This is a genomic window from Rhodococcus sp. IEGM 1341 (assembly GCF_030056895.1).
Lineage (GTDB): Bacteria > Actinomycetota > Actinomycetes > Mycobacteriales > Mycobacteriaceae > Rhodococcoides.
This window is the reverse complement of record NZ_JASHKV010000001.1, coordinates 1,205,583-1,230,708: the sequence shown is the minus strand read 5'-3', so window position 1 is coordinate 1,230,708 and position 25,126 is coordinate 1,205,583. Positions and strand designations below refer to the sequence as shown.

At 64.4% G+C, this 25,126-nt stretch carries 23 protein-coding genes; 16 read left to right on the top strand and 7 right to left on the bottom strand.

All coding sequences use genetic code 11. The features are described 5' to 3' along the window. The first annotated feature begins 37 nt into the window (after positions 1-37). Entirely contained in the window at positions 38-1,303 is a 1,266-nt protein-coding gene (locus QM615_RS05425; protein ID WP_149405310.1) for an acyl-CoA dehydrogenase family protein, read from the top strand. Between the two features lie 19 nt (positions 1,304-1,322). On the opposite strand, the gene mftM is transcribed toward QM615_RS05425, so the two are convergent. Beyond that, the gene (mftM, locus tag QM615_RS05420; RefSeq protein WP_149405311.1) at positions 1,323-2,213 is read right to left on the bottom strand and encodes a mycofactocin oligosaccharide methyltransferase MftM; all 891 of its coding nucleotides are present in this window, start codon (positions 2,211-2,213) and stop codon (positions 1,323-1,325) included. A gap of 312 nt (positions 2,214-2,525) precedes the next feature. Beyond that, entirely contained in the window at positions 2,526-3,245 is a 720-nt protein-coding gene (locus QM615_RS05415; RefSeq protein WP_149405312.1) for a TetR/AcrR family transcriptional regulator, read from the bottom strand. 49 nt (positions 3,246-3,294) lie between these two features. On the opposite strand from QM615_RS05415, the gene QM615_RS05410 reads away from it, so the two are divergent. Then, a complete protein-coding gene (locus QM615_RS05410) occupies positions 3,295-3,936 on the top strand; it encodes a TetR/AcrR family transcriptional regulator (RefSeq protein ID WP_262498278.1) in 642 nt (213 codons plus the stop codon). A gap of 56 nt (positions 3,937-3,992) precedes the next feature. On the opposite strand, the gene mftR is transcribed toward QM615_RS05410, so the two are convergent. Then, on the bottom strand, positions 3,993-4,646 hold the full coding sequence (gene mftR / locus QM615_RS05405) for a mycofactocin system transcriptional regulator MftR (protein WP_149405314.1): 654 nt from the start codon (positions 4,644-4,646) through the stop codon (positions 3,993-3,995). Between the two features lie 105 nt (positions 4,647-4,751). Here mftR and mftA point away from each other — a divergent pair, with 105 nt between their 5' ends. Genes mftA through mftD (QM615_RS05380) form a run of 5 tightly spaced genes read left to right on the top strand, consistent with a single transcriptional unit; the run spans position 4,752 to position 8,790 of the window. After that, the gene (gene mftA, locus QM615_RS05400) at positions 4,752-4,865 is read left to right on the top strand and encodes a mycofactocin precursor MftA (protein ID WP_094639111.1); all 114 of its coding nucleotides are present in this window, start codon (positions 4,752-4,754) and stop codon (positions 4,863-4,865) included. 2 nt (positions 4,866-4,867) lie between these two features. Further along, positions 4,868-5,161 (top strand): mycofactocin biosynthesis chaperone MftB, encoded by a 294-nt coding sequence (gene mftB / locus QM615_RS05395; protein ID WP_068051521.1) that lies wholly within the window; start codon positions 4,868-4,870, stop codon positions 5,159-5,161. Positions 5,162-5,195: 34 nt separating this feature from the next. Continuing rightward, positions 5,196-6,428 carry a mycofactocin radical SAM maturase gene (gene mftC, locus QM615_RS05390; RefSeq protein ID WP_149405315.1) on the top strand — a complete coding sequence of 411 codons (1,233 nt, stop codon included), beginning with the start codon at positions 5,196-5,198 and terminating at the stop codon, positions 6,426-6,428. Further along, the gene (mftD, locus tag QM615_RS05385; RefSeq protein WP_068051503.1) at positions 6,428-7,606 is read left to right on the top strand and encodes a pre-mycofactocin synthase MftD; all 1,179 of its coding nucleotides are present in this window, start codon (positions 6,428-6,430) and stop codon (positions 7,604-7,606) included. Before mftC ends, mftD (QM615_RS05385) begins: the two co-directional genes overlap by 1 nt. After that, positions 7,603-8,790: a pre-mycofactocin synthase MftD gene (gene mftD / locus QM615_RS05380; RefSeq protein ID WP_149405616.1), complete on the top strand. Its 1,188-nt coding sequence runs from the start codon at positions 7,603-7,605 to the stop codon at positions 8,788-8,790. Before mftD (QM615_RS05385) ends, mftD (QM615_RS05380) begins: the two co-directional genes overlap by 4 nt. Before the next feature lie 81 nt (positions 8,791-8,871). Here mftD (QM615_RS05380) and QM615_RS05375 read toward each other — a convergent pair whose 3' ends face one another. Beyond that, positions 8,872-9,198, bottom strand: a complete 327-nt coding sequence (locus QM615_RS05375) for a LuxR C-terminal-related transcriptional regulator (protein WP_262498279.1) — start codon at positions 9,196-9,198, stop codon at positions 8,872-8,874. 225 nt (positions 9,199-9,423) lie between these two features. Between QM615_RS05375 and QM615_RS05370 the strand changes: the two genes are divergently transcribed. Then, positions 9,424-13,197, top strand: coding sequence for a WD40 repeat domain-containing protein (locus tag QM615_RS05370; RefSeq protein WP_149405316.1), 3,774 nt, complete (start codon positions 9,424-9,426; stop codon positions 13,195-13,197). Between the two features lie 18 nt (positions 13,198-13,215). Here QM615_RS05370 and QM615_RS05365 read toward each other — a convergent pair whose 3' ends face one another. From QM615_RS05365 to QM615_RS05355, 3 genes are all read right to left on the bottom strand, one after another. Then, positions 13,216-13,959 (bottom strand): aspartate/glutamate racemase family protein, encoded by a 744-nt coding sequence (locus QM615_RS05365; RefSeq protein WP_149405317.1) that lies wholly within the window; start codon positions 13,957-13,959, stop codon positions 13,216-13,218. 10 nt (positions 13,960-13,969) lie between these two features. Continuing rightward, positions 13,970-15,523, bottom strand: a complete 1,554-nt coding sequence (locus QM615_RS05360) for an NCS1 family nucleobase:cation symporter-1 (RefSeq protein ID WP_149405318.1) — start codon at positions 15,521-15,523, stop codon at positions 13,970-13,972. Positions 15,524-15,652: 129 nt separating this feature from the next. Continuing rightward, the gene (locus tag QM615_RS05355) at positions 15,653-16,369 is read right to left on the bottom strand and encodes a GntR family transcriptional regulator (RefSeq protein WP_149405618.1); all 717 of its coding nucleotides are present in this window, start codon (positions 16,367-16,369) and stop codon (positions 15,653-15,655) included. Positions 16,370-16,439: 70 nt separating this feature from the next. Here QM615_RS05355 and mftE point away from each other — a divergent pair, with 70 nt between their 5' ends. From mftE to QM615_RS05315, 8 genes are all read left to right on the top strand, one after another. Then, positions 16,440-17,126, top strand: a complete 687-nt coding sequence (mftE, locus tag QM615_RS05350; protein WP_149405319.1) for a mycofactocin biosynthesis peptidyl-dipeptidase MftE — start codon at positions 16,440-16,442, stop codon at positions 17,124-17,126. Positions 17,127-17,251: 125 nt separating this feature from the next. Then, entirely contained in the window at positions 17,252-18,649 is a 1,398-nt protein-coding gene (gene mftF / locus QM615_RS05345) for a mycofactocin biosynthesis glycosyltransferase MftF (RefSeq protein WP_094639178.1), read from the top strand. A gap of 33 nt (positions 18,650-18,682) precedes the next feature. Continuing rightward, a complete protein-coding gene (mftG, locus tag QM615_RS05340) occupies positions 18,683-20,200 on the top strand; it encodes a mycofactocin dehydrogenase MftG (protein ID WP_262498280.1) in 1,518 nt (505 codons plus the stop codon). A gap of 56 nt (positions 20,201-20,256) precedes the next feature. Next, a complete protein-coding gene (locus QM615_RS05335) occupies positions 20,257-20,394 on the top strand; it encodes a hypothetical protein (protein ID WP_176460347.1) in 138 nt (45 codons plus the stop codon). A gap of 109 nt (positions 20,395-20,503) precedes the next feature. Beyond that, the gene (locus tag QM615_RS05330) at positions 20,504-21,799 is read left to right on the top strand and encodes a sigma-54-dependent transcriptional regulator family protein (protein WP_068051494.1); all 1,296 of its coding nucleotides are present in this window, start codon (positions 20,504-20,506) and stop codon (positions 21,797-21,799) included. Positions 21,800-21,920: 121 nt separating this feature from the next. Continuing rightward, positions 21,921-23,444 (top strand): acetaldehyde dehydrogenase ExaC, encoded by a 1,524-nt coding sequence (gene exaC, locus QM615_RS05325; RefSeq protein ID WP_068051492.1) that lies wholly within the window; start codon positions 21,921-21,923, stop codon positions 23,442-23,444. Next, on the top strand, positions 23,444-23,983 hold the full coding sequence (locus QM615_RS05320; RefSeq protein ID WP_179276414.1) for a DUF779 domain-containing protein: 540 nt from the start codon (positions 23,444-23,446) through the stop codon (positions 23,981-23,983). Before exaC ends, QM615_RS05320 begins: the two co-directional genes overlap by 1 nt. 80 nt (positions 23,984-24,063) lie before the next feature. Further along, on the top strand, positions 24,064-25,047 hold the full coding sequence (locus QM615_RS05315) for a cation diffusion facilitator family transporter (RefSeq protein ID WP_094686512.1): 984 nt from the start codon (positions 24,064-24,066) through the stop codon (positions 25,045-25,047). Positions 25,048-25,126 lie beyond the last annotated feature (79 nt).

Sequence of the window (25,126 nt, the reverse complement as noted above, 5' to 3'; positions counted from 1 at the left end):
CTTCACCTCCACCAGGACAGACATCGAGGAGTCTCACATGACCCTGAGTTTCGAGCTCAGCCCCGAGCAGATGGCAGTGCGCATGCAGGCGCGGCAAGTGGCAGACGACATTCTGAGCGAAGTAGCGCCCACCATTTCCTCCATACCGAGCCCCGAGGATCGCTTCTACGCGCTGCAGCCGGTCTACAAGCAGCTGGCCGGTCTCGGCTTCGTGAAGGGACTGGTTCCCGACCAATACGGCGGCGCGTACTTCGACAATCTCACCTTCGCGCTCGCAGCCGAGGAACTCGCTCGGGTCGACATCAACGCTCCGACTGCGTTGCTGGGCACGGGATTGGGACTCAACCCGATCATCAATTTCGGTACCGAGGAGCAGAAGAACCGGTGGCTCCCGTTGTTCTGCGACGGCGAACCCCGATTGGCTGCGATCGCCTACACCGAGGTGACCGGCGGGGCCAATTACGACTCGGAGGACCCGACCGTCGGAATTCGGACCTTCGCGCGTCGCGAGGGCGACGAGTGGGTCATCAACGGTGCCAAGCACTACACCACCAATGCCTCGGGCTGGGACGGTCAGGGTGCCGACCTGATCAGTGTGGTCTGCCGTACCGATCCTGCACTGCCGCCGTCGGAGTCGCTCGCCGTCATCGTCGTGGAGAAGGGAACGCCCGGGGTCGAGATCACCGACATGATCGACACCATCGGACATCGCGCCACCAATTCGCCGCGGGTGGAATTTCGCGACGTGCGGGTGCCGGTCGGCAACATCGTCGGCAAGCCGGGCGACGGGTTGGACATCGTCGCCACCGCGTTCTCCTGGACCTGCTCGTCCATCGCTGCCGCGTGCGTGGGCAGGATGCGAGCTGCATTCGACTACTCTTTGCACTTCGCCAAGACCGACCACCGCTCCGGTCCGGTACCCGTCATCGAGTATCAGAACGCCGGCTACATGTTGGTGGACATCAAGACTCGCATCGAGGCGGTGCGCTACTTCGCGTGGAAGGCCGCCGACCATTTCGACCGCACCGGCGGACGGGATCGGGAATTGGCGAACGAGGCAAAGATCTTCGCATCCGAGACGGCCGTGCAGGTCGTGTACGACGCCATGCGTCTCGTCGGCGTCGATGCGTACACGAACCTGACACCGATCGCCGCGATCATGGAGGACGTCCTGTGTTTCCCGGTCTACGACGGCGGCAACATGGGGGTCCGACGGCGTAACGTCCACAATCTGCTCAAGGCAGACGGATTCGACTCACTCGGTGCAGCGGAGAATCGACTGTCGGTACCCGAGTACGCCTAGGTCGACGGACGCAGTGGTGTCAGGATCCATTGCGATCCTGACACCACGTCGGTATTGCGATGTGGTACTCCCAGCGGCCTGTCAGACCAGTTGGGGGGGTCGAGGTCTTGTCGATCACGAGCCACCCACCGTGGTGCTCGAAGGTCCGAAATGCGCGGCCCGACGACCGACCGAGCTCGACCAGCGATGCCTCGTCGAATGTGCGGACGTGTCCGTGGCAGGCGGTGGTCTCGGTCTCGAAGGGCACGGCGACAACGACACGGGTGCGCGCGATGCGTAGCGCTTCTTCCACTATGCGGGAGCCGGTCTCGGCGTCGACGTGCTCGAGGAGATGCAGTGCAGTCACCGTGTCGGCACTGCCGTCGGCAACGGGAACATTCGCGGCGTCGCACACCACGGTGTCGAGCGTGACCCCGAGGTGTGGAGCCACGGTGGCGAGCAACCGCATGGTTCCGGCCGACAGGTCCGTCGCAGTCACCGAGTGGCCTTCCATCGCCAGCCGCAGTGGAAAGAAGCCGAAACACGAACCCAGGTCGAGCACCGACCCGACGATCAGGTTCTCCGCCCGTTCGTGGACAGGCGCGAAATCGGCGGTGCCCGAGAGCAGCTCGTCCAACGAATTGCGGTAATAGGTGGCCCATGCGTCGACCGGATCGGCGACCGTGGTGCGGACGATCCCGACCAACACCAACTCGAACTCGCGCTGCGAAAGACCTACATGGCGGGCGTGTGGGGTGACCATCGGAACCAGGCGCTCACCGATACCCGCAGACGTCAGGCCGTGGCAGACCTGCACGATCGACCCTGTTCGGGCCGCGTCGAATTCCAGTCCGGGGAGGTGCCGAACCACCACGTTCTCGTGAGCCCAGACTCCATCCGGGCTCGGTGCGAGTGCATCCAACTCGGTCATCGAAAGCCATTCTGTTCGTCGGACTCTCAGCGAAGCCGTACCTTCGCACACCGCCGAGCGTTCCACACGACGGTGTGCGAAGGTACCGATCCAGGGAAGATCGGGCCGTTCGGAGGACGTGGAACCCACGCGCCGGACGGGCCACTGCCTACCCGGACGGTCAGGTGGTGTCGACTCCCGAAACTCGGCGAACGCGTCACGATCCAAGGAGTGTCCACGAAAAAGACGCGATACGCATGAGGGAGGTCCACTCCGAGTTTCGACTGTTGTTTCGGTCGAGTTACTCGACGGTGGTGGACGTCCGTCGGAGCTTCAGCGACCCTCGATCATTTTCGCGCACACATCTGTGGTGGCCGACCGAAGACGCGCCACCGCGATGTGGGACAAGGGCCCGCCCTCGATCCGTAAGGGCTGGATGGCGATGGTCGTGGCGATCATCGTGCGTGCTCGCAGCGACCGAGCGGCGTGATGCGCCGCGGCCGACCGCTTGTCCGCCGGTGTCTCCGAGTCGGGGAAGTAGTCGAAGGCGCGGCGTACGTGCCTGTCCTCGTACTCTTTGGTCAGCAGGCGCGTCCCAGGGGTGGCACCGCCGGCCACCTGAAGAAACAGCATCCGGGCCGCATCGGGGTGTTCTGCCGTCCAGTCCCAGACGGCGTCGACGGCCTCCTTGAACGCGGCGGAATCGGCCTCGGTGTCGTCCGGTCGAACTGCCTGGGCTGCGGCGGTACTGGCATCCATCGCGAATCCGAGCGCGGTATCGAACAGCTCTTCCTTGCCGGCGAAATGGTAGTAGACCGCCGTCGGAACCATGCCCGCTGCTTCGGCGATCTCTTGAATGGACGTTTCCGCAAAACCTTTGCGGGAGAAGACACGCACCGCCGCCTGGACGATGAGGTGGCGGCGAGAGGGCCGGTGGGCAGATCCCTTGGGGGGCTGGGCATCGGGCTCGGACGCAATCGGAGCATCGACAGCAGCTCCGAGCGCGGAACTCTCGTCGACTTCGGACGTCGAGCTGCTGGTTCGTCGCGGCACAGCGTCCTCCTCGGCACCTGGGTCAGTGCATGGTGCCATGATCTCCGTCATGGCAGCAAAGGCAGTGAAGCCGAAATCGACGGTGACGCCCCCGGCGGACAAGGGGGCCAAGCGTGCGGCGCATCGGCCCTCGCGGCGCGAAGTAGTGGTCGAGGCCGCCATGCATCTGTATTCGGTCAGGTCCATCGAGGACGTCACCGTGGCCGATATCGCCGCGGAGGCGCAGATGACGTCGGCGGCCGTGTACTACCACTACCCGTCGAAGGACGAGGTTCTGCTCGCGGGTTTGCGTTTGTTCGCCGATGGTCTTCTCGATGAGCTACGGGCCCGGATCGCAGCTGACCCCGACGCTGCTCTGGGTGACATCATTTCTTCGTTGCTCGAGTGGACGGATCAGCACCGTGCTGCCGCATTGGTGTACTTCACCCGATCGCCCGGTTGGAGTCTGTCCATCGAAACCCTGCGAAGAGAAGTGCGTTCGGTGATGCTGGCGCTGTTCTCGGCCGAACTGCGCACTCGAAGCGGTATCGCGTCCAAAGCGAAGCAGGGTGCCGCAGCTGTTGCGTTGACTACCCTGCTCGAAGTGGCAGCCTCGTCATGGCTCACCGAGGATGCGGTTCTGGCCGGTCTCGGCCGACGTCGGTTCTCCGAGGAAGTTCGCGAGCTGGCGGCCGACATCTCGAGCGTCTGACGAGGGGTCTCGCGGCACCGATTTCACGAAGTATCTTCGGAGTTTTTTTCCAGTGCTCACTCGATGTGCTCTCCGTCCAGTCGGCTCTCGGCAGTGTCACTGGACGCTCGGAGCGGACCGACACCGGTGAAGAGAACCGACGCTCCTGCCGTCAGAAGCTCGGGAAGGCTGTTGTTCTCGTCGATCAGCCAATGCTCGTACGCCGAGATCGCCACCCCCAAGAGCATCCATCCGACGGTGCGCGGAAGATGGTCGCCGGGGTCGGAGTTCGTCCGTGCTGCCACGTATTCGGCAATGACCTGACGCCAGCCCTCGTACATCACCATCGAGTAGCTCTGCAGTGCTGGATTTCCCAGGATCAGTGCCATGCGCTGACGGTGAACGGCTACTTCTTCCTCGGGGAATGTGTTGAACTGCAACAGGGCCGAGTGCAATCCGTCCGCGAGTCCGACGTTGCCGGGCAGGTCGTTCAGATGCGTCCTCAATGCCGTGAGCTGAGTGTCGAAATCGCCCCAGGGAACTGCGTTCTTGGACGGGAAGTAGCGAAAGAACGTGCGTCGAGCGATGCCCGCGGCATCGGCTATGTCGTCGACGCTGGTCTCCTCGAATCCCTTGGCGGCGAACAGTTCGATTCCGAGATCGCTCAGTTCGCCTCGCGTTGTGGACGGGCGCCTACCTGGCTGACTGGACGGTTTTGCGCTCCTGACCATTTTCTTCTTTCCATTCTCTGGTTTTCTGCACTCAGTGTCATTATGTTGGTGACCCAAGCCACTGTCGACTCCGATTGTGGTCCGAACAACCTCAGGAGGTTTCCGATGTCGAAGAACAACGAGAACGCTGTAGTCGATACGGCAGTCGTCGAATCCGATCTGGTCGAAGAGTCGTTGGTCGAGGAAGTATCCATCGACGGCATGTGCGGCGTGTACTGATCATGACCACTGCGGTGCGCGAGGACCTCGACGAGTTGGACCTGGATGTGCGGTGGATTCTGCATCCGCAGGTGGCGTTGCGGCCGGAGTCGTTCGGGGCGCTGCTCTACCACTTCGGAACTCGCAAGCTCTCGTTCCTGAAGAACCGCACGATCGTGGCGATCATCGAATCGCTGCCCGACCACCCGGATATGCGGTCGGCGATCGCGGCTGCGGGAATCACCGAGTCGCAGTCGGCACCGTACGTCACGGCACTCGCGACGCTGGCCCGCTCGAACATGATCACTCGCCCGTAAAGCCCTGACCTATCGCAGAAGAGGACTTCCGCCCATGACCTCCACCCTCGAAAGACCAGCTCCGGTAGGAAAACTGGTCGATCAATTCGAACTCGGACTCGACGCCCCCATCTGTCTGACGTGGGAGTTGACGTACGCCTGCAACCTTTCCTGCGTGCACTGCCTGTCCTCGTCGGGTCGCCGTGACCCGCGCGAACTCAGTACCGAGCAGTGCAAGTCGATCATCGACGAGCTGCAGAAGATGCAGGTGTTCTACGTCAACATCGGTGGCGGTGAGCCGACGGTGCGGTCGGACTTCTGGGAGCTCGTCGACTATGCGACTGCGCATCAGGTGGGGGTGAAGTTCTCCACCAACGGGGTCAAGATCGACAAGAAGGTCGCGGCGCGTTTGGCTGCGTCGGATTACGTGGATGTGCAGATCTCCATCGACGGCGCGACGGCAGAGGTCAACGACGCGGTCCGCGGGCCGGGCTCGTTCGACATGGCCTGCCGTGCGTTGGAGAATCTGAAGGAGGCGGGCTTCCGGGACGCGAAGATCTCGGTGGTCGTCACCCGGCACAACGTTTCTCAGCTCGACGACTTCAAGGCCTTGGCCGACGAATACGCTGCAACACTGCGCATCACGCGGCTTCGGCCGTCGGGACGTGGCGCGGATGTCTGGGACGATCTGCATCCGACGGCGGGGCAGCAGCGAGAGCTCTACAACTGGCTCGTCGCGAACGGTGAGGGAGTGTTGACCGGTGATTCGTTCTTCCACCTGTCGGCGTTCGGTGATGCTCTGCCCGGACTGAACCTGTGCGGTGCCGGGCGTGTGGTGTGTCTGATCGACCCGATCGGCGACGTGTACGCATGCCCGTTCGCCATCCACGAGAACTTCCTCGCCGGCAACATCGTGCGAGACGCCAAAGACGGCATGGGCGGGTTCCAAACCGTCTGGCAGACTTCGGAATTGTTCCAGGAGTTGAGGTCTCCGCAGACCTCGGGTGCGTGCACCAAGTGTGCTCATTTCGATGCGTGCCGCGGTGGCTGCATGGCGGCGAAATTCTTCACGGGCCTGCCGATGGACGGTCCGGATCCCGAATGCGTCATCGGTAACGGCGAAATGGCGTTGGCGGCGGCGGGGGAGATCCCCAAGTCCAGCGTCGATCATTCCCGTACCGGGCAGCGCAAGAGCCCACGAAAGTCGGTGCCGCTGACGCTGATGATGCGTCCCCCGGCGAAGATCTGCGACGAGAACCCGCTCGCAGGAATGGAACAGGAACACTGATGGCCAAGAGTGCGTGGTTCGAGACCGTTGCCGAAGCGCAGCGACGAGCGAAGAAACGTCTACCGAAGTCCGTGTACGCCGCACTCGTGGCGGGGTCCGAACGCGGGTTGACGATCGACGACAACATGGCAGCATTCGGCGAACTGGGGTTCGCCCCGCACGTTGCCGGTCTGTCCGACAAGCGGGACTTGTCGACGACTGTGATGGGGCAACCCCTGTCGTTCCCGGTGATGATCTCCCCGACGGGTGTCCAGGCGGTGCATCCCGACGGTGAGGTCGCCGTCGCGAGAGCTGCTGCAGCGCGGGGCATTGCGATCGGACTGTCCTCGTTCGCCAGCAAGTCCGTCGAGGAGGTCGCTGCGGCGAATCCGCAGACGTTCTTCCAGATGTACTGGGTGGGCTCGCGCGAGATCCTGCTGCAGCGGATGGAGCGGGCACGCGCCGCGGGAGCCGTCGGATTGATCATGACCCTGGACTGGTCGTTCTCCAACGGCCGCGATTGGGGCAGCCCGTCGATTCCGGAGAAGATGGACCTCAAGGCAATGGTGCAATTCGCTCCCGAGGGCATCATGCGACCGAAGTGGTTGTGGGAGTTCGCCAAGACCGGCAAGATTCCCGACCTGACGACCCCGAACCTGACGCCACCCACCGGCGGTCCTGCGCCGACGTTCTTCGGAGCGTACGGCGAATGGATGGGCACCCCCTTGCCGACGTGGGAGGACGTGGCGTGGCTGCGTGAGCAATGGGGTGGGCCGTTCATGCTCAAGGGAGTGATGCGGGTCGACGACGCCAAACGAGCCGTCGACGCGGGCGTGACCGCTATTTCCGTCTCCAATCACGGCGGCAACAATCTCGACGGCACCCCGGCACCGATCCGGGCGTTGCCTGCGATCGCCGAGGCCGTCGGCGATCAGATCGAGATCACCCTCGACGGCGGAATCCGGCGCGGCAGCGACGTGGTGAAGGCGCTGGCACTCGGCGCGCGTGCGGTGCTCATCGGCCGGGCGTACCTGTGGGGTCTGTCGGCCGGCGGTCAGGCGGGCGTGGAGAACGTGCTCGACATTCTGCGCGGCGGAGTCGATTCCGCGGTCCTCGGACTCGGACACACCTCGGTACACGATCTCTCGCCGTCGGATGTGGTGATGCCGCCCGGGTTCGACCGGAAGCTCGGGGTCTGAGCGAGGGCGTGTGGTTCGAGACCGTTGCCGAGGCCCAGCGGCGAGCTCGGAAACGTGTACCGCCGTCGGTGTACTCGGCGCTGGTGGCGGGTTCCGAACGTGGTCTGACCGCGGCGGACAACACCGCCGCGTTCGCCGAACTCGGGTTCGCCCCACACGTTGCAGGGTTGTCGGACACCCGAGAGTTGTCGACGACGCTGATGGGGCAACCGCTGGCGTTCCCGGCAATGATCTCCCCGACGGGTGTGCAGGCGGTACACCCGGACGGTGAGGTCGCCGTCGCCAGAGCTGCTGCGGCGCGGGGGATTTCGATGGGGTTGTCGTTGTTCGCGAGCAAACCGATCGAAGAGGTCGTCGCGGCCAACCCACAGACGTTCTTTCAGCTGCATTGGGTGGGTTCGCGGGAGATGTTGGCGCACATGCTCGATCGCGCGCGCAGCGCGGGCGCGGTCGGGTTGATTCTGACGATGGATTGGTCGTTCTCCGAGGGCCGAGATTGGGGTAGCCCGGTGATTCCCGAACGCCTCGATCCGAGGGCGATGATCCGGTTCGCACCGGAAGCGCTGTGTCGGCCACGGTGGCTGACGCAGTGGGCCAGGTCGGGCGCGTTCCCTGATCTGACTGCCCCGAACCTCGCGCCGCCCGATGGGCCTGCGCCGACGTTCTTCGCTGCTTATCGAGAGTGGAAGGCGACCCCGCTTCCCACATGGGATGACATCGCGTGGTTGCGCGAGCAGTGGGACGGGCCGTTCATGCTCAAGGGCATCTCGCGGGTCGACGACGCGCTGCGGGCCGTGGACGCAGGCGTCACCGCGGTTTCGGTGTCCAATCACGGTGGTAACAATCTCGACGGTTCCCCGGCGTCGATTCGGGTGTTGCCTGCGATCGCCGAGGCCGTGGGCGATCAGGTCGAGATCACCCTCGACGGTGGTGTGCGTCGGGGAAGCGACGTGGCGAAGGCACTCGCGCTCGGTGCGCGGGCAGTGCTGATCGGGCGAGCGTATCTGTGGGGTCTTGCTGCGAACGGTCAGGCCGGAGTGGAGAACGTCCTCGACATCCTGCGCGGCGGCCTGGACTCCGCCGTACTCGGTCTCGGTCGCACGTCGGTCCACGAACTGTCACCGTCGGATGTCCTGGTGCCGCCTGGCTTCACGCCGGCGAATCAGCTCCCAGGTCTGGGATAACCGACGCCGATCGGAGTCCGGGATCCAGAACCGAGGGGCCGATTCGACCTGGACGGCCGCCGCAGGGAGACGAATCGACAGTCACCATTCGGACAGGTGAGTGTGGCCGTCCTGTAGTGCGCGAGCGAACAGGGCGGCCTTCGTCGGCGCGTTGCGTCCCACCGCCGCGTATTTCTGCCGGATGCGGGTGATGTGGGTGTTGATCGTGCCCACCGAGATGTAGACGGACCGAGCTGCGACCGTTTTCGAGTCGGAGGCGAACCAGGCGAGCATGACCTCGATCTCGCGGGCGCTCAACGCAGGCTTGCGGTGGCGAGCTTCGAGCGGTGTCGGGACTGCACCGGGTCCCCGCTGTGCCGGCCTTCGGAACGGGTGATGCACTGCCGATGCCAGCGTTCGTTCGAGCACGAAAATTCCCCCCCCTGGAGTGTCCACTTGCCCCGACCACACCGTCCATCGTCGACTGGACTTCGTCGCGGATCCAGCTGAACGAGCATGTCCGTACAAGGTCAATACGGACGGCCACGGACTCCGTACGAGCGTCATTCAAACGCATCAATTTGCTGTTCGTGCAGCTCAGCGCGATGCTTGAGTGCCTCTATCGAGGTTTTCCCGGTTCTATAGTTCTCGCTCATGACCATCGACCGTCCGGATCCTTCGTCGATCACGGACCGCACGGAATTCGCGGCAGCATTGCGTGCGATCAGGACCGAGGCGGGTGCCACGGTCCGGGAGATCGTAGAGCGTTCCGGTGGCTTGCACGGCACCATCAGTGGCTGGTTCTCCGGACATCACGTCCCGACCAAAGCCAGCGCCGAAATGTTCGCTGCCGTACTGATCGCATGCGGCGTAGCCGACGAGGACGAGCGCGCTCTGTGGTGGGACGCGGTGTCGAGGGTGCGGTCGATCCCGGGCAGGCGGACCGTCGATCCGGTGAAGGGCGACCCTCCGTACAAGGGTCTCGAGGCGTTCGAGCCGGCCGATGCAGAGTGGTTCTTCGGACGTGACGACGTGATCGAGCGTCTGAGCACGCGCGTCCGGGAAGCCCTCGGCTCCGGTGGAGGCATCGTCTTCGTCGTCGGTGCTTCGGGCTCCGGCAAGACCTCGCTCCTGCGTGCCGGGCTGGCATCGAGATTCCCCGGTTCGGAAGTCCATTCCGGCGTCGGCGATATTCGTGCCTTCCCCGAACGAGCCGAATCCTTTGCGCCGGGATCGGTTCTCGTCCTCGATCAGGCCGAGGAGTTGTGGACACTGGCGACACCGCTCGAGCGCGAGAACTTTCTGCGTGCGGCAGCGGCGTTGCCGAGCGCCGGGTCGGTTCTCGTGGTCGGACTGCGGGCGGATTTCTACCAGAACGCCGTGTCCGAGGACGCGCTGCTCGCCGGCCTGTCCGACAACCCGGTGGTTGTCGGGCGTCTCACCGAGTCACAACTGCGGGAGGTCATCCTGTCGCCTGCCGCGAAGGCGGGTGTCTCCGTCGAGGCCGCCCTCGTGCAGGTCTTGGTCGGCGAATTGGGTCCACGCGGATCGCAGTTCGCCCACGACTCCGGTGCCCTGCCGCTGCTGTCCCATGCCCTGCTCACCACGTGGCAGGTGTCGAGCGGCAGAACGTTGACTGTTTCGGACTACCTCGCAACCGGCGGGATCGGCGGTGCCGTGGGGCAGAGCGCCGAGGAAGTGTTCTCGGCTTTGACCGCCGAACAGCAGCGCGAGACACGACGCATCTTCATGCGGTTGGTCAATCTCGACGACGAGGTCGTCACTCGTCGCCGCGTCGATCGCGTGAAGCTGTTCAACGGAGACGAGAACGAGGTCGCGGTCACCGACGTCGACATCGTCGTCGAACGGTTTGCCGCACGCAGACTGCTGACCGTCGGAGAAGAGACCGTCCAGATCACCCACGAGGCGTTGCTGACGGCGTGGCAGCGGCTGCGCGAGTGGCTCGACGACGATCGTCAGTGGCTCGTCGACCACCGTCGACTCACCCAGGCCGCAGAACTGTGGGAGAACAACGATCGCGACGACGGTTCGTTGCTGCCGGAATCGAGGTTGGCGCTGGTGCAGGAATCCCTCGGTCCGGTACGTCGGCGAGATCTCAACTCGGTGGAGAGGCGGTACCTCGATGCGAGTGCGAACCGAATCGAGCAACAGAACCGAAGCGACCGACGTCGGCGACGCACCCTCGAAACGCTCGTCACTGCACTCGCGCTTCTGACCGTACTGGCTGTGACACTGGCAGTGACCGCGTTCGTTGCTCGGTCGGACGCGAACAACCGACGGGTCGAGGCCGAGCGCGCGGAGGCAGAGGCTGTCTCACGTCAGATCGCCGGTGTCGCAGAGCAATTGAGGACTCGAGATCCCGGGCTGGCGGCATATTTCGCGTTGGCGTCGTACGAGGTGGACCGCACGACGGAGGCACGATCGTCACTGCTCGACTCGTCCGCGATCCATACTCCTGTGCGGCTGCTCGGAGTGGAGGGCGGGGCGGTGACCGCGGTCGACCCGCGCGGAAACATCGTGGCGACAGCCGGTTCCGACGGACACGTGCGGATGTGGTCGCTCGCAGAGGGGCACGCGAAGCTCGGTGAAATTGTCTTGCGTGACGCCCGGGTGTTGATTTTCGATCCGCAGGGGAGCGTGCTCGCTGTGGGAGGATCGTACGGCGTCGAGCTGTGGGATGTGGCGAACCCGTCGGCACCGATGTTGTTGTCGCGCATCGACGCAACTGGCGTCAGTAGCCTGTCGTACTCTCCCGACGGCCGGCTGCTCCTCGTCGGAACCCAAGATGACACACTGCCTCTCCTCGACGTTGCAGATCCCACCGCGCCGCGCACGATAGGTGAAGTCTCTCAACCTGGTTCGCCGACAGCGACGGAATTCAGTCCCGACAGTCGATACCTGGTGACGGCCGGTCCGGGGCGCGCGATGCGGCTGTGGGACGCGACCCGACTGACCGCGTCTCCAGCAGCCCCTGTCGTTCCGCTGATCGACGTCCCCTCGGACGGATCGACCTACACCGCGCTACAGCTGGCATTCTCTCCCGACGGCACCACGTTGATCGCGGGTACCACCGGTCGCGAGGTTCTACGCTGGGCGGTCGACGGCGGTCGGCTGACTGCACTACCGGCGTTGACGGGATTCACCAGTTACGTCAACGACGTCGCGTTCAGCGGGGACGGGGTGTTGATCGCTGCGGCGAGTTCGGACAACACCACGAAGGTGTGGGACGCCGACTCGGGAACGCTGCAGCGGACACTGCCCGGCCCCATCGAGGTCACTTCGCTCGCGTTCTCACCGGATCGCTCGTCGATCGTGACGGCCAGTGGCGATGGCATCACGCGGATCTGGCCACTTCCCGGACCGGCCCTGGTCGATGCCGGCGACACGATCTATCAGAACCCCATCGGTGCGTCGGACACCCGGATGCTCGTCGGTGCCGGCAGCCGAGCCCCGGCCACGATCGTCTGGGAAATCACGGATGTGGAGCATCCGGTGGCGTCGGCACCGTTGGTGATCGGCGACGGTGCCCAGCAGACGGGGGCGGTAGCACTGACCGCCGACGGCACCCGTGCTGCTGTGGGTACCACCACCGGTGGATTTCAGCTCTGGGACACAACCGATCTCACCGATCCGGTCGCCCTCGGTGGCATTCGGGAGGCAACGACCAGCTTGACTGCGGGGCTGGTCTTCGACGGAACGGGATCGCTTCTGGTCGTCTCCGGCCAGAACTCGAACGACGTGTCGTTGTGGTCGCTGGCCGACCCAACGATCCCGCGAGCGTTGTCGACCCTGGAGGCGGGTAACTACCCCGCGGGTATGGCGCTGTCGCCCGACGGTTCGGTACTCGTCATCGCCAGTGTCGGTGGCGTGGTCGAACTGTGGGACATCTCCGACCCCACCGATCCGCGTCGAAGGACCACGTTGGGCGGTTTCGGAAGTGACGTGCAGGCCGTGGCCATCTCACCGGACGGGCGAACACTCGCCGCAGGCAGTGCTGATCGCTCGATTCGACTGTGGGACATGGAGAATCCGGACAACCCACAGCACCTCTCGCGCATCGTCGGACCGTCCAGTCCGATCTGGTCGCTCTCGTTCGATCGATCCGGTACGCGGCTGGCCGCCGGTGAGGGGGGATCGACGCTCTGGCTGTGGAACGTGGGGGACCGCTACGCACCCGAAGAGTATGCGGCCCTCACCGCGTACGGCCAGCGTGTCTACACCGCGGTGTTCGGCGCGGGCGGACAGGTGCTCTTCGGCGGTGGCTCGGCCCGCGACCTCCGCATGTGGCAGACCGAGCCGGACGAGGTCCGCAGTCGCCTGTGCGAATCCGGGGGCTCGGTGGTCACCGAAGCCGAATGGGACCGCTACCTGCCCGGGGTGCCGTATCGGCAGTTGTGCGAGACCTGATCGATCGCGGATCCAGGGCTAAGGATCAGGGATCGGTCGGCTGAAACCCTCCAGCATCCCGGTGTAGCGCTTGGGTGGCGGAACGGCGAATTCGCCCCTCTTTCCGGTACCCAGTCCCAGCGAGATCAGTGACTGCACGAACAGTGTTCCCGCGGCGACGCCGTCGACCACCGGTACGCCGATCTCGGCCGAAATGTGTTGGCACAGATCGGCCATCCCCGCACATCCGAGGACCACGGCATCGCTACCGTCCGTCTTCACGGCGATGCGACACGCCTCGGTGACGATCTTGCGGGCGTCGGGGTCCGCCTCGAGATCGAGGACCGGCAGGTCGCACGCGTGGATGCCGAGGCAGTGGCGTCCGAAGCCGTAGTGGTTGGCCAGATCCTGGGCACGCCCGACGGTGCGCCCGAGTGTGGTGACGACGCTGAATCCTCGGCCCAGGAAGCTCGCGGCGTGCATGGCCGCCTCGGCGATACCGATGACCGGCCCGGCCGCGAGTTCGCGAGCCGCGTCGATGCCGGGGTCGCCGAAGCAGGCGATGACGTAGCCGTCGACCCCCTCGGCCTCGCCACTGGCGATCTCGGCGAGAATTCCTGGGACGCTGAGGGCTTCGTCGACATGGCTTTCGATCGAAACGGGCCCCATCGAGGGGCTGACCGCGTCGACGACCGTGCCCGGGCCGACCACGGCCCGGGCACAGTCACCGATCGTTGCGGTCATCGAACTGGTGGTGTTCGGATTGATGACCTTGATGAGCACGGAAGAGATCCTATGCCTTCGCTGGAACGTCGAAGTTGGTGACAGCCAGCTTGGTTCGCGTCGCAAGGAAGTAGTACGTGGCGAATCCGATGCCGCAGCCGATGAACCAGCTGTACTTCGACGCCGTGGACATACCGGCGATCTCCAGGCCGTCGACGGCTCCGTTGAACAGCACGGTGAACATCGCCACCGCTGCGCCCGCGACGGTCGCGTACACCGCCGCCGGGTTGTAGCCCTTCGAGTACCAGTACAGGCCGGTCTTGGACATCGAGAAGAGTTCGTCGACCGCCACATGCTGCTTACGGATCAGGTAGTAGTCGGCGATCAGGATTCCGAACAGAGGCCCGATGAACGCACCGAGGGTCTCGAGCGTCAGGTGGATGACCTCGGGATTGTTGTACAGGTTCCACGGGGTGATCAGTACCGAACCGACTGCGGCGATCATGCCACCGGCGCGCCAGCTGATGCGTTGCGGGCTGACGTTGGAGAAGTCGAAAGCCGGAGCGATGAAGTTGGCGACGATGTTGATGCCGACCGTCGCGATGGCGAAGGTGAGGGCACCGAGGACGATGGCGAAGGTGCTGTCGATGCGGGCGACCGTCTCGACAGGGTCGGTGATCAGCTCGCCGAACACCGGCAGAGTCAGCGAGGCGGTGACGACAACGAGGATGGAGAACACCAGGAAGTTGACCGGCAGACCGAGGAAGTTGCCCTTCTTGACGGCAGCGTAGGACTTTCCGTACCGAGAGAAGTCACCGAAGTTGAGCATCGGACCGGAGAAGTACGAGACGACGAGCGCAATGGCTCCCAGCATGACGGGAACGGCGCTGAAGCCGGTGTATTCGACATCGCCGAGGGTGAGATCGATTGCGCCCCAGCCGGCTTTCCAGATCAGGTAGCCGCACAGCATGAACATGACGACGTAGACGGCAGGGCCGCAGAAGTCGATGAACTTGCGGATCGACTCCATCCCGCGCCAGAACACCGCAGCCTGAACGACCCAGAGGAACAGGAAGCTCGCCCAACCGAGCAGCGACAGTCCGGCGAAACCGTAGTCCGCGGTAACGGCGTACGGAGCCAGAGACGGGAACAGCTTGATCAGCACGATGTCGAGGGCAGCCGATGCCAAGAATGTCTGGATGCCGTACCAGGCCACCGCGATCAGGCCACGGATGATCGCCGGGATGTTGGCACCGAGTACTCCGAACACGCTGCGACAGATGACCGGATACGGAACCCCCGTCACCTGGCTCGGCTTGGCGACCAGATTGCAGAAGAAGTAGACGATCGTGATGCCGACGAGCAACGCGATCAGCACCTGCCAACTGGCCAGCCCGAGCGCGAACAGGCTGCCCGCCGTCACGTAACCGCCGACCGAGTGCACGTCCGACATCCAGAAGGCGAAGAGGTTGTACGAAGTCCAGGTCTGCTTCTTCAGCGGAGCGAGATCCTCGTTGGTCAGCCGTGGGTCATAGGTGTCCTTGATCAGTCCACCACCGACGGGGTGGCCCGCGGCTTCCACGAGATCTCCCGTTTGAGCGGGACCGTGCGCTGTATCTGTCATCGATGCTCCTGACGGCATGGCGTATGAGACGAACGAAGGAGGTGAACGAGCGAATGAGGAAAAGTTAGCGGCGAAGTGTTGCGCACTCGTGACGAGAGCGATATATCTTTTCGGTCGTTTTTGCAGTCTTTATTCCGACGACGGATCGGCGAACAATCCGTGATCGTTCGACAGTGTCGAAATGACCGAATTGAGACGCGTGTGGTGATGCTGCGCGGCGCGCAGCAAGCCCGCGGAATCGCCGGCCAGAAATGCCGCGAGCATTTCGGCGTGATCGCTGTGCAGCGACGCCCTGTCCGACCCGGCGACATGCACCATGGGTTGCACGGGTTCGGTTATGTTCCAGGCGGATTCGAGCATGTGCAGCAATCGATGCATGCGGGACGGACGGGTCAGGGACAGGTGGAACTCACGCGAGAGGCGGTGATATTCTCGCGAGTCGTCCTGGGCAAGCGAGGCCTCGAGTTGACAATTGATCTCGACGATGTGGGCCCGGTCGGCCTCGGTGGCGAGCTCGACTGCGGACGGTAGTGCAGCCGTCTCCAATACCTCTCGCACGATGTACATTTCGCGAAGTTCGGCTGCGGTCAACTGCGCAACCGTGTAGCCCAGATTCGGTCGATGATCGACCAGTCCCTCGCCGATGAGTGTCTTGAGGGATTCGCGCACCGGAATTCTGCTCACCCCGAAGAGTTCCGCTACTTCATTGAGTGGAATCGGCGTATTCGGCGGCGCATCGCCGGCAAGAATGACTCGGCGTAACTCTTGCAGAATTGTCGGTTGCGGGCCGCCGGGTGCCGATATCGACAATTGCGAGAGCAATACGGATCGGCGACGGGGTGGCACGAATCGAAGATTATCGTCGCAGTGTTTCGGCGGCGTGACGTCCTCGTTCCATCCGATAGCATCTGCACTCATGGCCACGGACCCCCTCGGTACGCAGTACTGGCCGGACCTCGACGGGTCTCGCACCCTGGTGGTGCCGGTCGGCTCGATCGAGCAGCACGGTCCGCACCTCCCGCTCGATACCGACACTCGTATCGCAACCGCCGTGGCGCACACCATCGCGGATGCTCTCGTGGCCCCCGCGATCGCGTACGGAGCCAGTGGCGAGCACGAGGGATTTCCCGGCACCGTGTCGATCGGGGCCGCAGCTCTCGAATCGGTTCTGGTGGAGTACGGGCGTTCCGCGTGCCGCTGGGCCGAGCGAGTGGTGTTCGTCAACGGACACGGAGGCAACGGCCCCACCGTGCGCTCTGCCGTACTGCTGCTGCGCTACGAGGGCCGCGACGTCGTGTGGTTTCCGTGCGCGATACCGGGAGCAGATGCTCACGCCGGGCGCACCGAAACGTCGTTGCTGCTGCACCTTTCGCCCGAGGTGGTGAACATGAGCAAGGCCGAGGTGGGCAATGTAGCCGACATCGCCGATCTGTTGCCTGCGCTTCGCGTCGACGGCATGGCACCGATCACTGCGAACGGGGTGCTCGGTGATCCCACCGGGGCCGATCCGGAGGAGGGGCGTCGGATGTTCGAGCAGCTCTGCACCCGCGCCGGCGATGCTGTGCAGAGATGGAGTCCCTCCGAGCACGGAGTGATCACATGAACGAGCTCGATGGATTGCCTGCTGAGGGGCCGTCCGACGATTCCGGAAAAACGGGGCATGGGTATGTTCCGTCCGATTTCACGGGTGGCCGACACTTCGGCGTCTCGTCCGCTTACGATCTCCTGATGGGTGAAGGTCGGTTGCCTGACGGCTTCGGGGTGCGAGTCGATCCACGCGTACGCACATTCTCCGAAGGACGAGTCCTGATCGGTGGTTCACCGACACGCATGCTCAAGCTCGCACCGACGGCAGCGGCGATGATCGGTGACGGTTTCATCGAAGTGACCGACTCGCAGTCCGCTCTCGTCGCTCGCAAACTGCTCGACTCGGGTGTCGGGAACCCGCGCCCGATGTCGATTCCGTCGCCGAGCGACGTCACCGTGGTCGTACCGCTCAAGAACAACGAGGCCGGGTTGGAGCGCTTGATCGCAGCACTCCACGGTCTGCACGTCATCATCGTCGACGACGGGTCGGACGTTCCGGTCGCAGTGCCGCGGGTCTCGTGGAGTGTGGGCAGCGTGACGGTGCTCCGGCACGAGCACTCGCGCGGACCCGCTGCGGCGCGAAACACGGGATTACGATGTGCAACAACGGATTTCGTTGCTTTCCTGGACTCGGACGTCGTGCCGCGCAAGGGATGGCTCGAGGTGATGCTGGGGCACTTCTCGGATCCGGCCGTGGCGCTGGTGGCACCCCGAATCGTCGCGCTGGAGCCCGAGGGCAGCGCCCTGGCCAGGTACGAACACGCGCGCTCGTCCCTCGATCTCGGTCGCAGGGAAGCAGCGGTACGCGCAGGCAGCTCGGTCTCCTACGTGCCCAGTGCGGCAATGCTGATTCGTCGGTCGGTGGCGATGGACTGCGAGGGATTCGACGAGTCGATGCACGTGGCCGAGGACGTGGACCTGTGCTGGCGGCTGCAGGAGGCGGGTTGGCGACTGCGCTACGAACCGGTCGCTCACGTCGCGCACGAGCATCGCGTCACCTTCGTCGAGTGGTTCGCCCGCAAGCTGTTCTACGGGACCGGTGCCACCCCGTTGTCGGCACGTCATCCGGGAATGGTGCCGCCCATCGCAATGTCGCCGTGGACGTTGGTCGCGTGTCTGCTCGCCGCGAGTCTGACGAGGATCGGACTCGTCGGTGCCGCCGCCACGCTCGGTGTCACGATCGTCCGCCTGCGCAAGATGTTCGTCGGTCTGGATCAGCCCACGCGGATCGCGGCCATTCTCGCTGCCGAGGGTTTCGTGGCGGGGTTGTGGCAGTTGGCGTCGGCCCTGTGTCGACACTATTGGCCGATCACCCTGCTCGCCGTGCTGCTGTCGAGTCGTATTCGTAGAATAGCGCTGGGATTGGCTGTTGCAGAGGCGTTTTCGGATTGGTACAAGCATCGTGAACTCGGCGGCCTCGACCCTGTGCGGTATGCATTCTACAAACGTGCCGATGATGTCGCGTATGGCGCAGGCCTGTGGCGCGGTGCACTGTCCGCGCGCAGCATCGACGCGCTCAAGCCTCGCCTGGACGGCTGACGCGATGCGAGCCGGGCCCGCCCCGCAGACGGTGTGATCGGAATCGAGCACGCGGACGTCATCGTCGTGGGAGGCGGATCCTGCGGCTGCGTCGTCGCGTCGAGGCTCATTGAGAATCCCGATCGGTCGGTGCTGTTGCTCGAAGCCGGGCCTGCGTTCTCCGGCGTCGCCGACGTTCCGGCGGCTTTGCTGGACGCGTCGACGCTTCCCATCGGCCCGGGGAGCGAATGGGTGGGAACCTACACGGCCGAACTCGCGTCGGACGTGTCTCGGACGATCGCGCGAGGCCGGGTGCTGGGGGGCTCCGGCGCAGTGAACGGCGGTTACTTCATCCGCGCCACGCCGGGCGACTTCGACGCCTGGCCGCAGTCGGTGTGGTCGTTCGATCAGGTGTTGCCGTTCTACATCGCCTCCGAAACCGATCTCGATGTCGAGGCGACCGGTCGGTGGCACGGTTCCCACGGACCGATGCCGGTCTCGCGCACTCACGTGCAGGACCGACATCCAGTGACGGCGGCATTCGTAGAGGCCGCTACGAACGCTGGCTTTCGATTCCATGATGATCTGAACGCTCCCGACGCGGCCGTGGGGGGAGTCGGCGTTGTGCCCTCGAACATCCGCGACGGGGTCCGCGTAAGTGCCGCTCTGGCATATCTGTTGCCGGTCGTCGGAAGGAAGAACCTACGGGTACAGGGGAATACGACGGTCGCGTCGTTGATGTTCAAGGGAAGCAAGGTGATCGGGGTCGAGATCATCGCCGACGGTGTACGCAGTGTCGTCGAGTCCGACACCGTTGTCGTCTCGGCCGGCGCGGTGCATACTCCTGCCCTACTGCTTCGATCCGGCATAGGACCGTCGGAAAGCTTTGCTGCGCTGGGTATTTCGGTCGTCGCCGACAGTCCTGGAGTCGGCCAGGGTTTCAGCGACCATCCCGAGGTTGCCGTTCCCGTCGTCACGACGAACGAATTCCCGACGGCATCTCGTGTTCTGGAAGCGGTGCTGCATGCGGGCGACGTGGAGATCAGGCCGTACACCGGGAGATTCGACCGACTCATTTCCGGGCTCCCCGCAGGTCCGCACGTGTTCGGTGTCGGCCTCATGCGCTCGACGGCACGAGGGAGCATCGCGCTGCGCAGCACGGATCCGTTCGAGGCTCCGGACGTGCGCTACCGCTATCTCGAATCGGAGGGTGATCGGCAGGCGGTGCGAGGTGGCGTCGCACTGGCGCGAGATCTGATCGCATCGCCGTCCATGGCGTGCGTCGAGGTCCCTGCGGTCGACGACCCTCTCGCGGCACTGGGCACGTCGTTGCACCTGTCCGGTAGCGCCAGGATGGGACCCGAGTCGGATCCGGGGTCGGTGCTCGACGATCACTGCCGCGTGCGCGGTGTGGATGGAGTCTTCGTGATCGATACTTCGGCGTTCCCGATGGTGCCGAGCCGCGGCCCGCACGCGACGGCGATCATGTTGGCCGAACGCGCCGCTGCGTTGATGGGAGAGGAGCCGGCGGAACGACCGGTGGCTGTTGCAGACCACGGTGAGGGTGTGTAGGCGTAGCGTTCGTGGTCTGGGGACCGTTCAGGTTCCCCGATAGATGGGTTACTGCCATGTCGGACAAATCGCCCCGCAACACGATGACCAAGAAATCCGGCAAATCGCTCAAGGACAAGCGCGCAGACAAGCGGGCCAAATCCAGTGGTGACACCAGCAACGACATCATCACCACGGCCGTCAAGAAGAAGTAGGCACTCGGGGTCGGCGCAACCGGCCACGGCCGCGCGCGTCGGCCACGGCTGTATCCTTGCGTGTGAGCTGGGTTACAACGATGTGGACAGGTCACGGAGGAAGCGTCGAATGGCAAGCCGATCGGACAGTGGTGGCAACCCCTGGGTCGCAGTGCGCCCCGGCGAGGACGTCGCTGTGCTCGCGCGCCAGATGTCCAGTGCCCATCAATCTTTCGTCGACGATGTTCGCACCCATGGGTCGGCCGTCCGGTCGGTCGTTCTCGATTCGTGGATGCGCAGCCGAACCAAGGGTGTCGACCCGGACGGTGGCAACGACACTCCTGCGCTGACCGGTGCGGACCTCGAGCGCTACCGCAACGGACACCCGATGGCCATCATCCGTCCGGTGATTCGGAAGCTTCTGGTCGAGGACGCGTCCGACACCGGTTTGCTCGTTGCGATTTCCGATGCCGAGGGACGCCTGCTGTGGGTCGAGGGTGATTCTGCGGCCAAGGACCGAGCACTCGCGATGGACTTCGCCGAGGGGGTCGATTGGAGCGAGGAGAGCAAAGGTACCAACGCCCCGGGCACTGCGCTCGCGGTCGATCACAGCGTGCAGATCTTCGCATCCGAGCACTTCTCGCGGTCGGTGCACGAGTGGAGCTGCTCGGCGGCACCGGTGCACCACCCCACCAGTGGTCACATCCTGGGAGCCATCGATATCACCGGTGGCCCGCGGGTAGCGGTGCCCGAGGTGCTCTCGTTGGTGCGCGCAACGGTCGCCGCTGCTGAATCCGAGCTGCGCCTGCATCTGATGAACTCGCCGAAATCATTGGGCGACACAGCTCCCCGGCTCGAGGTCCTGGGTTCGGGACGGCCGGGAGTGGTGCGCGGATCCGGCCGGATACCGCTTTCGCAGCGGCACGCCGAAATTCTGCTTCTGCTCGGTGAGCATCCCGAAGGCCTGAGCTCCGACCACCTCGCCGTGCTGCTCGACGAGCAGGAACTCGACTCGGTCACCATTCGCGCCGAGATGTCGAGGCTGCGCAAGGCCTTCGGTACTGCAGGCCTGGCATCGCGGCCCTACCGGCTGGTCGGCGAGTTGTCCTCCGACGTCGGCGATATCCGACGAGCCCTGGATCGAGGCGACGTCGACGCTGCTCTGCGCATCTACTCGGGCCCGGTGCTTCCCGGGTCGTCCGCGCCGGGAATCGAGGAGATCCGCGAGGAACTGCGGTCTCGGATGCAGGCCGCATTGCTCCGACTCGGAGATCCGGTGCTGCTGGCTCAGTGGACCTCGTCCATCCACGGTCGCACGGACGTCATCGCATGGGAGGCGTACCGGGCCACGCTCAGCCGCGACTCCGCGCTCTACGGGCAGGTCAGTGCGCGTATCGACCTTCTCGACCGCGATCTCGGCATCTGAGGAACCGGTCGCTCCAGGCCGTCCTCGGAATCGGCAACGTAGTTGCAACGTTGCAAGCCCTAGTGTCCTGAATCACACACCGCATCAACTGTGAAGCACGTGTCGATCAGGAGGATTTTCAATGTCCGTCTACGCCCGTCCAGGTACCGCCGATTCCGTCATGTCGTTCCAGTCGCGCTACGACAACTGGATTGGCGGCGAGTGGGTACCGCCGGTCAAGGGCCAGTACTTCGAGAACCCGACTCCCGTCACCGGTGAGAACTTCTGCGAGGTCGCCCGTTCCACGTCCGAGGACATCGAGCTCGCGCTCGACGCCGCACATGCCGCAGCCCCCGCATGGGGCAAGACCTCCGCGGCCGAGCGTGCCGTGATCCTGAACAAGATCGCCGACCGCATCGCCGACAACCTCGAGTCCATCGCGCTGGCGGAGTCCTGGGACAACGGCAAGCCGATCCGCGAAACACTGAACGCCGACATCCCGCTGGCCATCGATCACTTCCGATACTTCGCCGGCTGCATCCGCGCGCAGGAGGGATCGCTCTCCGAAATCGACAGCGACACAGTCGCTTACCACTTCCACGAGCCGCTCGGCGTCGTCGGGCAGATCATCCCGTGGAACTTCCCGATCCTCATGGCCGTGTGGAAGCTCGCCCCCGCCCTTGCCGCCGGTAACGCAGTGGTGCTCAAGCCCGCCGAGCAGACCCCCGCGTCGATCCTGCACCTGATCTCGATCATCGGCGACCTGCTGCCCGCGGGCGTGCTCAACATCGTCAACGGATTCGGCGTCGAGGCAGGCAAGCCGCTGGCTTCGAGCCCGCGTATCTCCAAGATCGCGTTCACCGGCGAGACCACCACCGGCCGCCTGATCATGCAGTACGCGTCGCAGAACTTGATCCCGGTGACACTCGAGCTCGGTGGCAAGAGCCCCAACGTCTTCTTCTCCGACGTGCTGCAGGCCAACGACGACTACCAGGACAAGGCGCTGGAGGGCTTCACGATGTTCGCCCTCAACCAGGGTGAAGTGTGCACCTGCCCGTCGCGCTCGCTGATCCAGGCCGACATCTTCGACGAGTTCCTCGCCCTCGCAGCCATCCGTACCAAGGCTGTGCGACAGGGAGATCCGCTCGACACCGAGACCATGATCGGCGCACAGGCCTCGAACGATCAGCTCCAGAAGATCCTGTCGTACATCGAGATCGGCAAGGGTGAAGGCGCACAGGTCGTCACCGGCGGCGAGCGCGCACAGCTGGGCGGCGACCTCAACGGCGGCTACTACATGCAGCCCACGATCTTCACCGGCAAGAACAACATGCGCATCTTCCAGGAGGAGATCTTCGGGCCGGTCGTCTCGGTCACGTCGTTCACCGACTACGACAACGCCATCGAGATCGCCAACGACACCCTGTACGGGCTCGGCGCAGGCGTCTGGTCGCGGGACGGCGGCATCGCCTACCGTGCCGGCCGCGATATCCAGGCCGGTCGCGTCTGGACCAACACGTATCACCAGTACCCCGCGCACGCGGCGTTCGGTGGCTACAAGCAGTCGGGTATCGGCCGTGAGAACCACAAGATGATGCTCGATCATTACCAGCAGACCAAGAACCTGTTGGTCAGCTACGCCCAGAAGGCACAGGGCTTCTTCTGATGAATGCCCCTCGGCCGCCTGCGCGGCTGAAGACCACCGTCGAGGCGATGGACCTGCTCCGTCGCCTCGGCGGTATCCACGGCGAACTGATGATGCATCAGTCCGGGGGATGCTGTGACGGGTCGTCGCCGATGTGTTATCCCGCCGGCGAATTCATCGTCGGCGACCGGGACGTTCTCCTGGGGTACATCGACCTCAGGCTCGGCGTCGGCGAGGTCCCACAGGGCCTCCCGAGCGGGAGCGACGGTGTACCGGTGTGGATTTCGGGGTCTCAGTTCCAGGCGTGGAAGCACACGCAGCTCGTGCTCGACGTGGTTCCCGGCCGCGGCGGTGGGTTCTCGCTCGAATCGCCCGAGGGAGTGCGCTTCCTCAGCCGCGGACGTGCGTACACCGCCGAGGAGAACGACATCCTCGCCGAGTACCCACCGCTCGTGGGTGTCGACTGGGAAGAAGGCCGACGGCCGGAGATCCCCGACGATCCGCTGGTGGTCGCCGAGGCCGTCGACGCATGTCCCGTTCCGGGGATGCTCCAGGGCTGAATGCCTGCGGCAGTGGCGCGGCTGAGAGCCCCAGGCGGCACTCAGCCGCACCACTGCGCGGAGCGCATACAGTGCGAACGATGAAGAGCGCACCGAAGTCCAACCACGTCGAGGGTGACGAGAGCCTGCGCACCGTGGTCATCGCTTTCGTCGCCAACCTCGGCGTCGCGATCGCGAAGACCTGTGCAGCGGTGTTCACCGGATCTGCGTCGATGGTTGCCGAAGCCGCGCACTCCTGGGCCGATACCGGGAACGAGATATTCCTGCTCGTCGCCAATCGTCGAGGATCCCGCGGACCGGACGATCGACGGCCTCTCGGGTACGGGCGGGAGACCTATTTCTGGTCGACTCTCGCAGCGGTCGGACTCTTCGTTGCCGGTGCGGCGGTGTCGGTGTGGCACGGCATCACCTCGCTGTTCGCCGGCGAATCGAGCAGCGAGAACTACCTCGTCGCATACGTGGTGCTCGGCATCGCATTTCTGCTCGAGGGAGTCTCGTTTCTGCAATCGGTTCGACAGATTCGCGGCGAGGCCGCCGAGTACCACAGAGACTTTCTCGATCACGCGCTCGAGACCTCGGATCCGACACTGCGCGCAGTGTTCGCCGAGGACAGTGCCGCACTGATCGGCATAGTCATCGCCGGTGCCGGAATCGGATTGCATCAGCTCACCGGTAACGCTGCCTTCGACGCCATCGGCTCGATTCTGGTGGGTGTGCTGCTCGGAATCGTCGCGTTCGTACTGATAGATCGAAACCGCCGATTCCTCACCGGCGAACCGGGATCGAGAGCATTATGGAACGCGGTGGTGCAGCGGATCGAGGAACTTCCCGACGTGGCGTCGGTCCGGTTCGTTCGCATCGAGTTCGTCGGTCCCAAACAGCTCTACGTGGTGGCGAGTGTCGATCTCGTCGGTGATTTCGCAGAATCACGCATCGCGCACACGCTCCGGCGGCTGGAGCGTGAGTTGGAAGCCAACAGAGCTGTGGTGGACGCAGTACTGACAGTCGCCGAACCGGACGAGGGAGACCTCGGCGACGTCAACGCCGTCGGGTACCAGCCGTAATTCGCCCGTCATTCATCGATGACGCGCCGCTTACATCACGCGCCTATCGTGAACCGATTCGCGCGCCACACCTGTTGTG

What these genes read in the sequence shown, in the direction of transcription:
- QM615_RS05425 (WP_149405310.1), top strand. Translation starts at nt 38, where the DNA reads ATGACCCTGAGTTTCGAGCTCAGCCCCGAGCAGATGGCAGTGCGCATG.
- mftM (WP_149405311.1), bottom strand. Translation starts at nt 2,213, where the DNA reads ATGACCGAGTTGGATGCACTCGCACCGAGCCCGGATGGAGTCTGGGCT.
- QM615_RS05410 (WP_262498278.1), top strand. Translation starts at nt 3,295, where the DNA reads ATGGCAGCAAAGGCAGTGAAGCCGAAATCGACGGTGACGCCCCCGGCG.
- mftR (WP_149405314.1), bottom strand. Translation starts at nt 4,646, where the DNA reads ATGGTCAGGAGCGCAAAACCGTCCAGTCAGCCAGGTAGGCGCCCGTCC.
- mftA (WP_094639111.1), top strand. Translation starts at nt 4,752, where the DNA reads ATGTCGAAGAACAACGAGAACGCTGTAGTCGATACGGCAGTCGTCGAA.
- mftB (WP_068051521.1), top strand. Translation starts at nt 4,868, where the DNA reads ATGACCACTGCGGTGCGCGAGGACCTCGACGAGTTGGACCTGGATGTG.
- mftC (WP_149405315.1), top strand. Translation starts at nt 5,196, where the DNA reads ATGACCTCCACCCTCGAAAGACCAGCTCCGGTAGGAAAACTGGTCGAT.
- mftD (WP_068051503.1), top strand. Translation starts at nt 6,428, where the DNA reads ATGGCCAAGAGTGCGTGGTTCGAGACCGTTGCCGAAGCGCAGCGACGA.
- QM615_RS05370 (WP_149405316.1), top strand. Translation starts at nt 9,424, where the DNA reads ATGACCATCGACCGTCCGGATCCTTCGTCGATCACGGACCGCACGGAA.
- QM615_RS05360 (WP_149405318.1), bottom strand. Translation starts at nt 15,523, where the DNA reads ATGACAGATACAGCGCACGGTCCCGCTCAAACGGGAGATCTCGTGGAA.
- mftE (WP_149405319.1), top strand. Translation starts at nt 16,440, where the DNA reads ATGGCCACGGACCCCCTCGGTACGCAGTACTGGCCGGACCTCGACGGG.
- mftF (WP_094639178.1), top strand. Translation starts at nt 17,252, where the DNA reads ATGGGTGAAGGTCGGTTGCCTGACGGCTTCGGGGTGCGAGTCGATCCA.
- QM615_RS05335 (WP_176460347.1), top strand. Translation starts at nt 20,257, where the DNA reads ATGTCGGACAAATCGCCCCGCAACACGATGACCAAGAAATCCGGCAAA.
- QM615_RS05330 (WP_068051494.1), top strand. Translation starts at nt 20,504, where the DNA reads ATGGCAAGCCGATCGGACAGTGGTGGCAACCCCTGGGTCGCAGTGCGC.
- exaC (WP_068051492.1), top strand. Translation starts at nt 21,921, where the DNA reads ATGTCCGTCTACGCCCGTCCAGGTACCGCCGATTCCGTCATGTCGTTC.
- QM615_RS05320 (WP_179276414.1), top strand. Translation starts at nt 23,444, where the DNA reads ATGAATGCCCCTCGGCCGCCTGCGCGGCTGAAGACCACCGTCGAGGCG.
- QM615_RS05315 (WP_094686512.1), top strand. Translation starts at nt 24,064, where the DNA reads ATGAAGAGCGCACCGAAGTCCAACCACGTCGAGGGTGACGAGAGCCTG.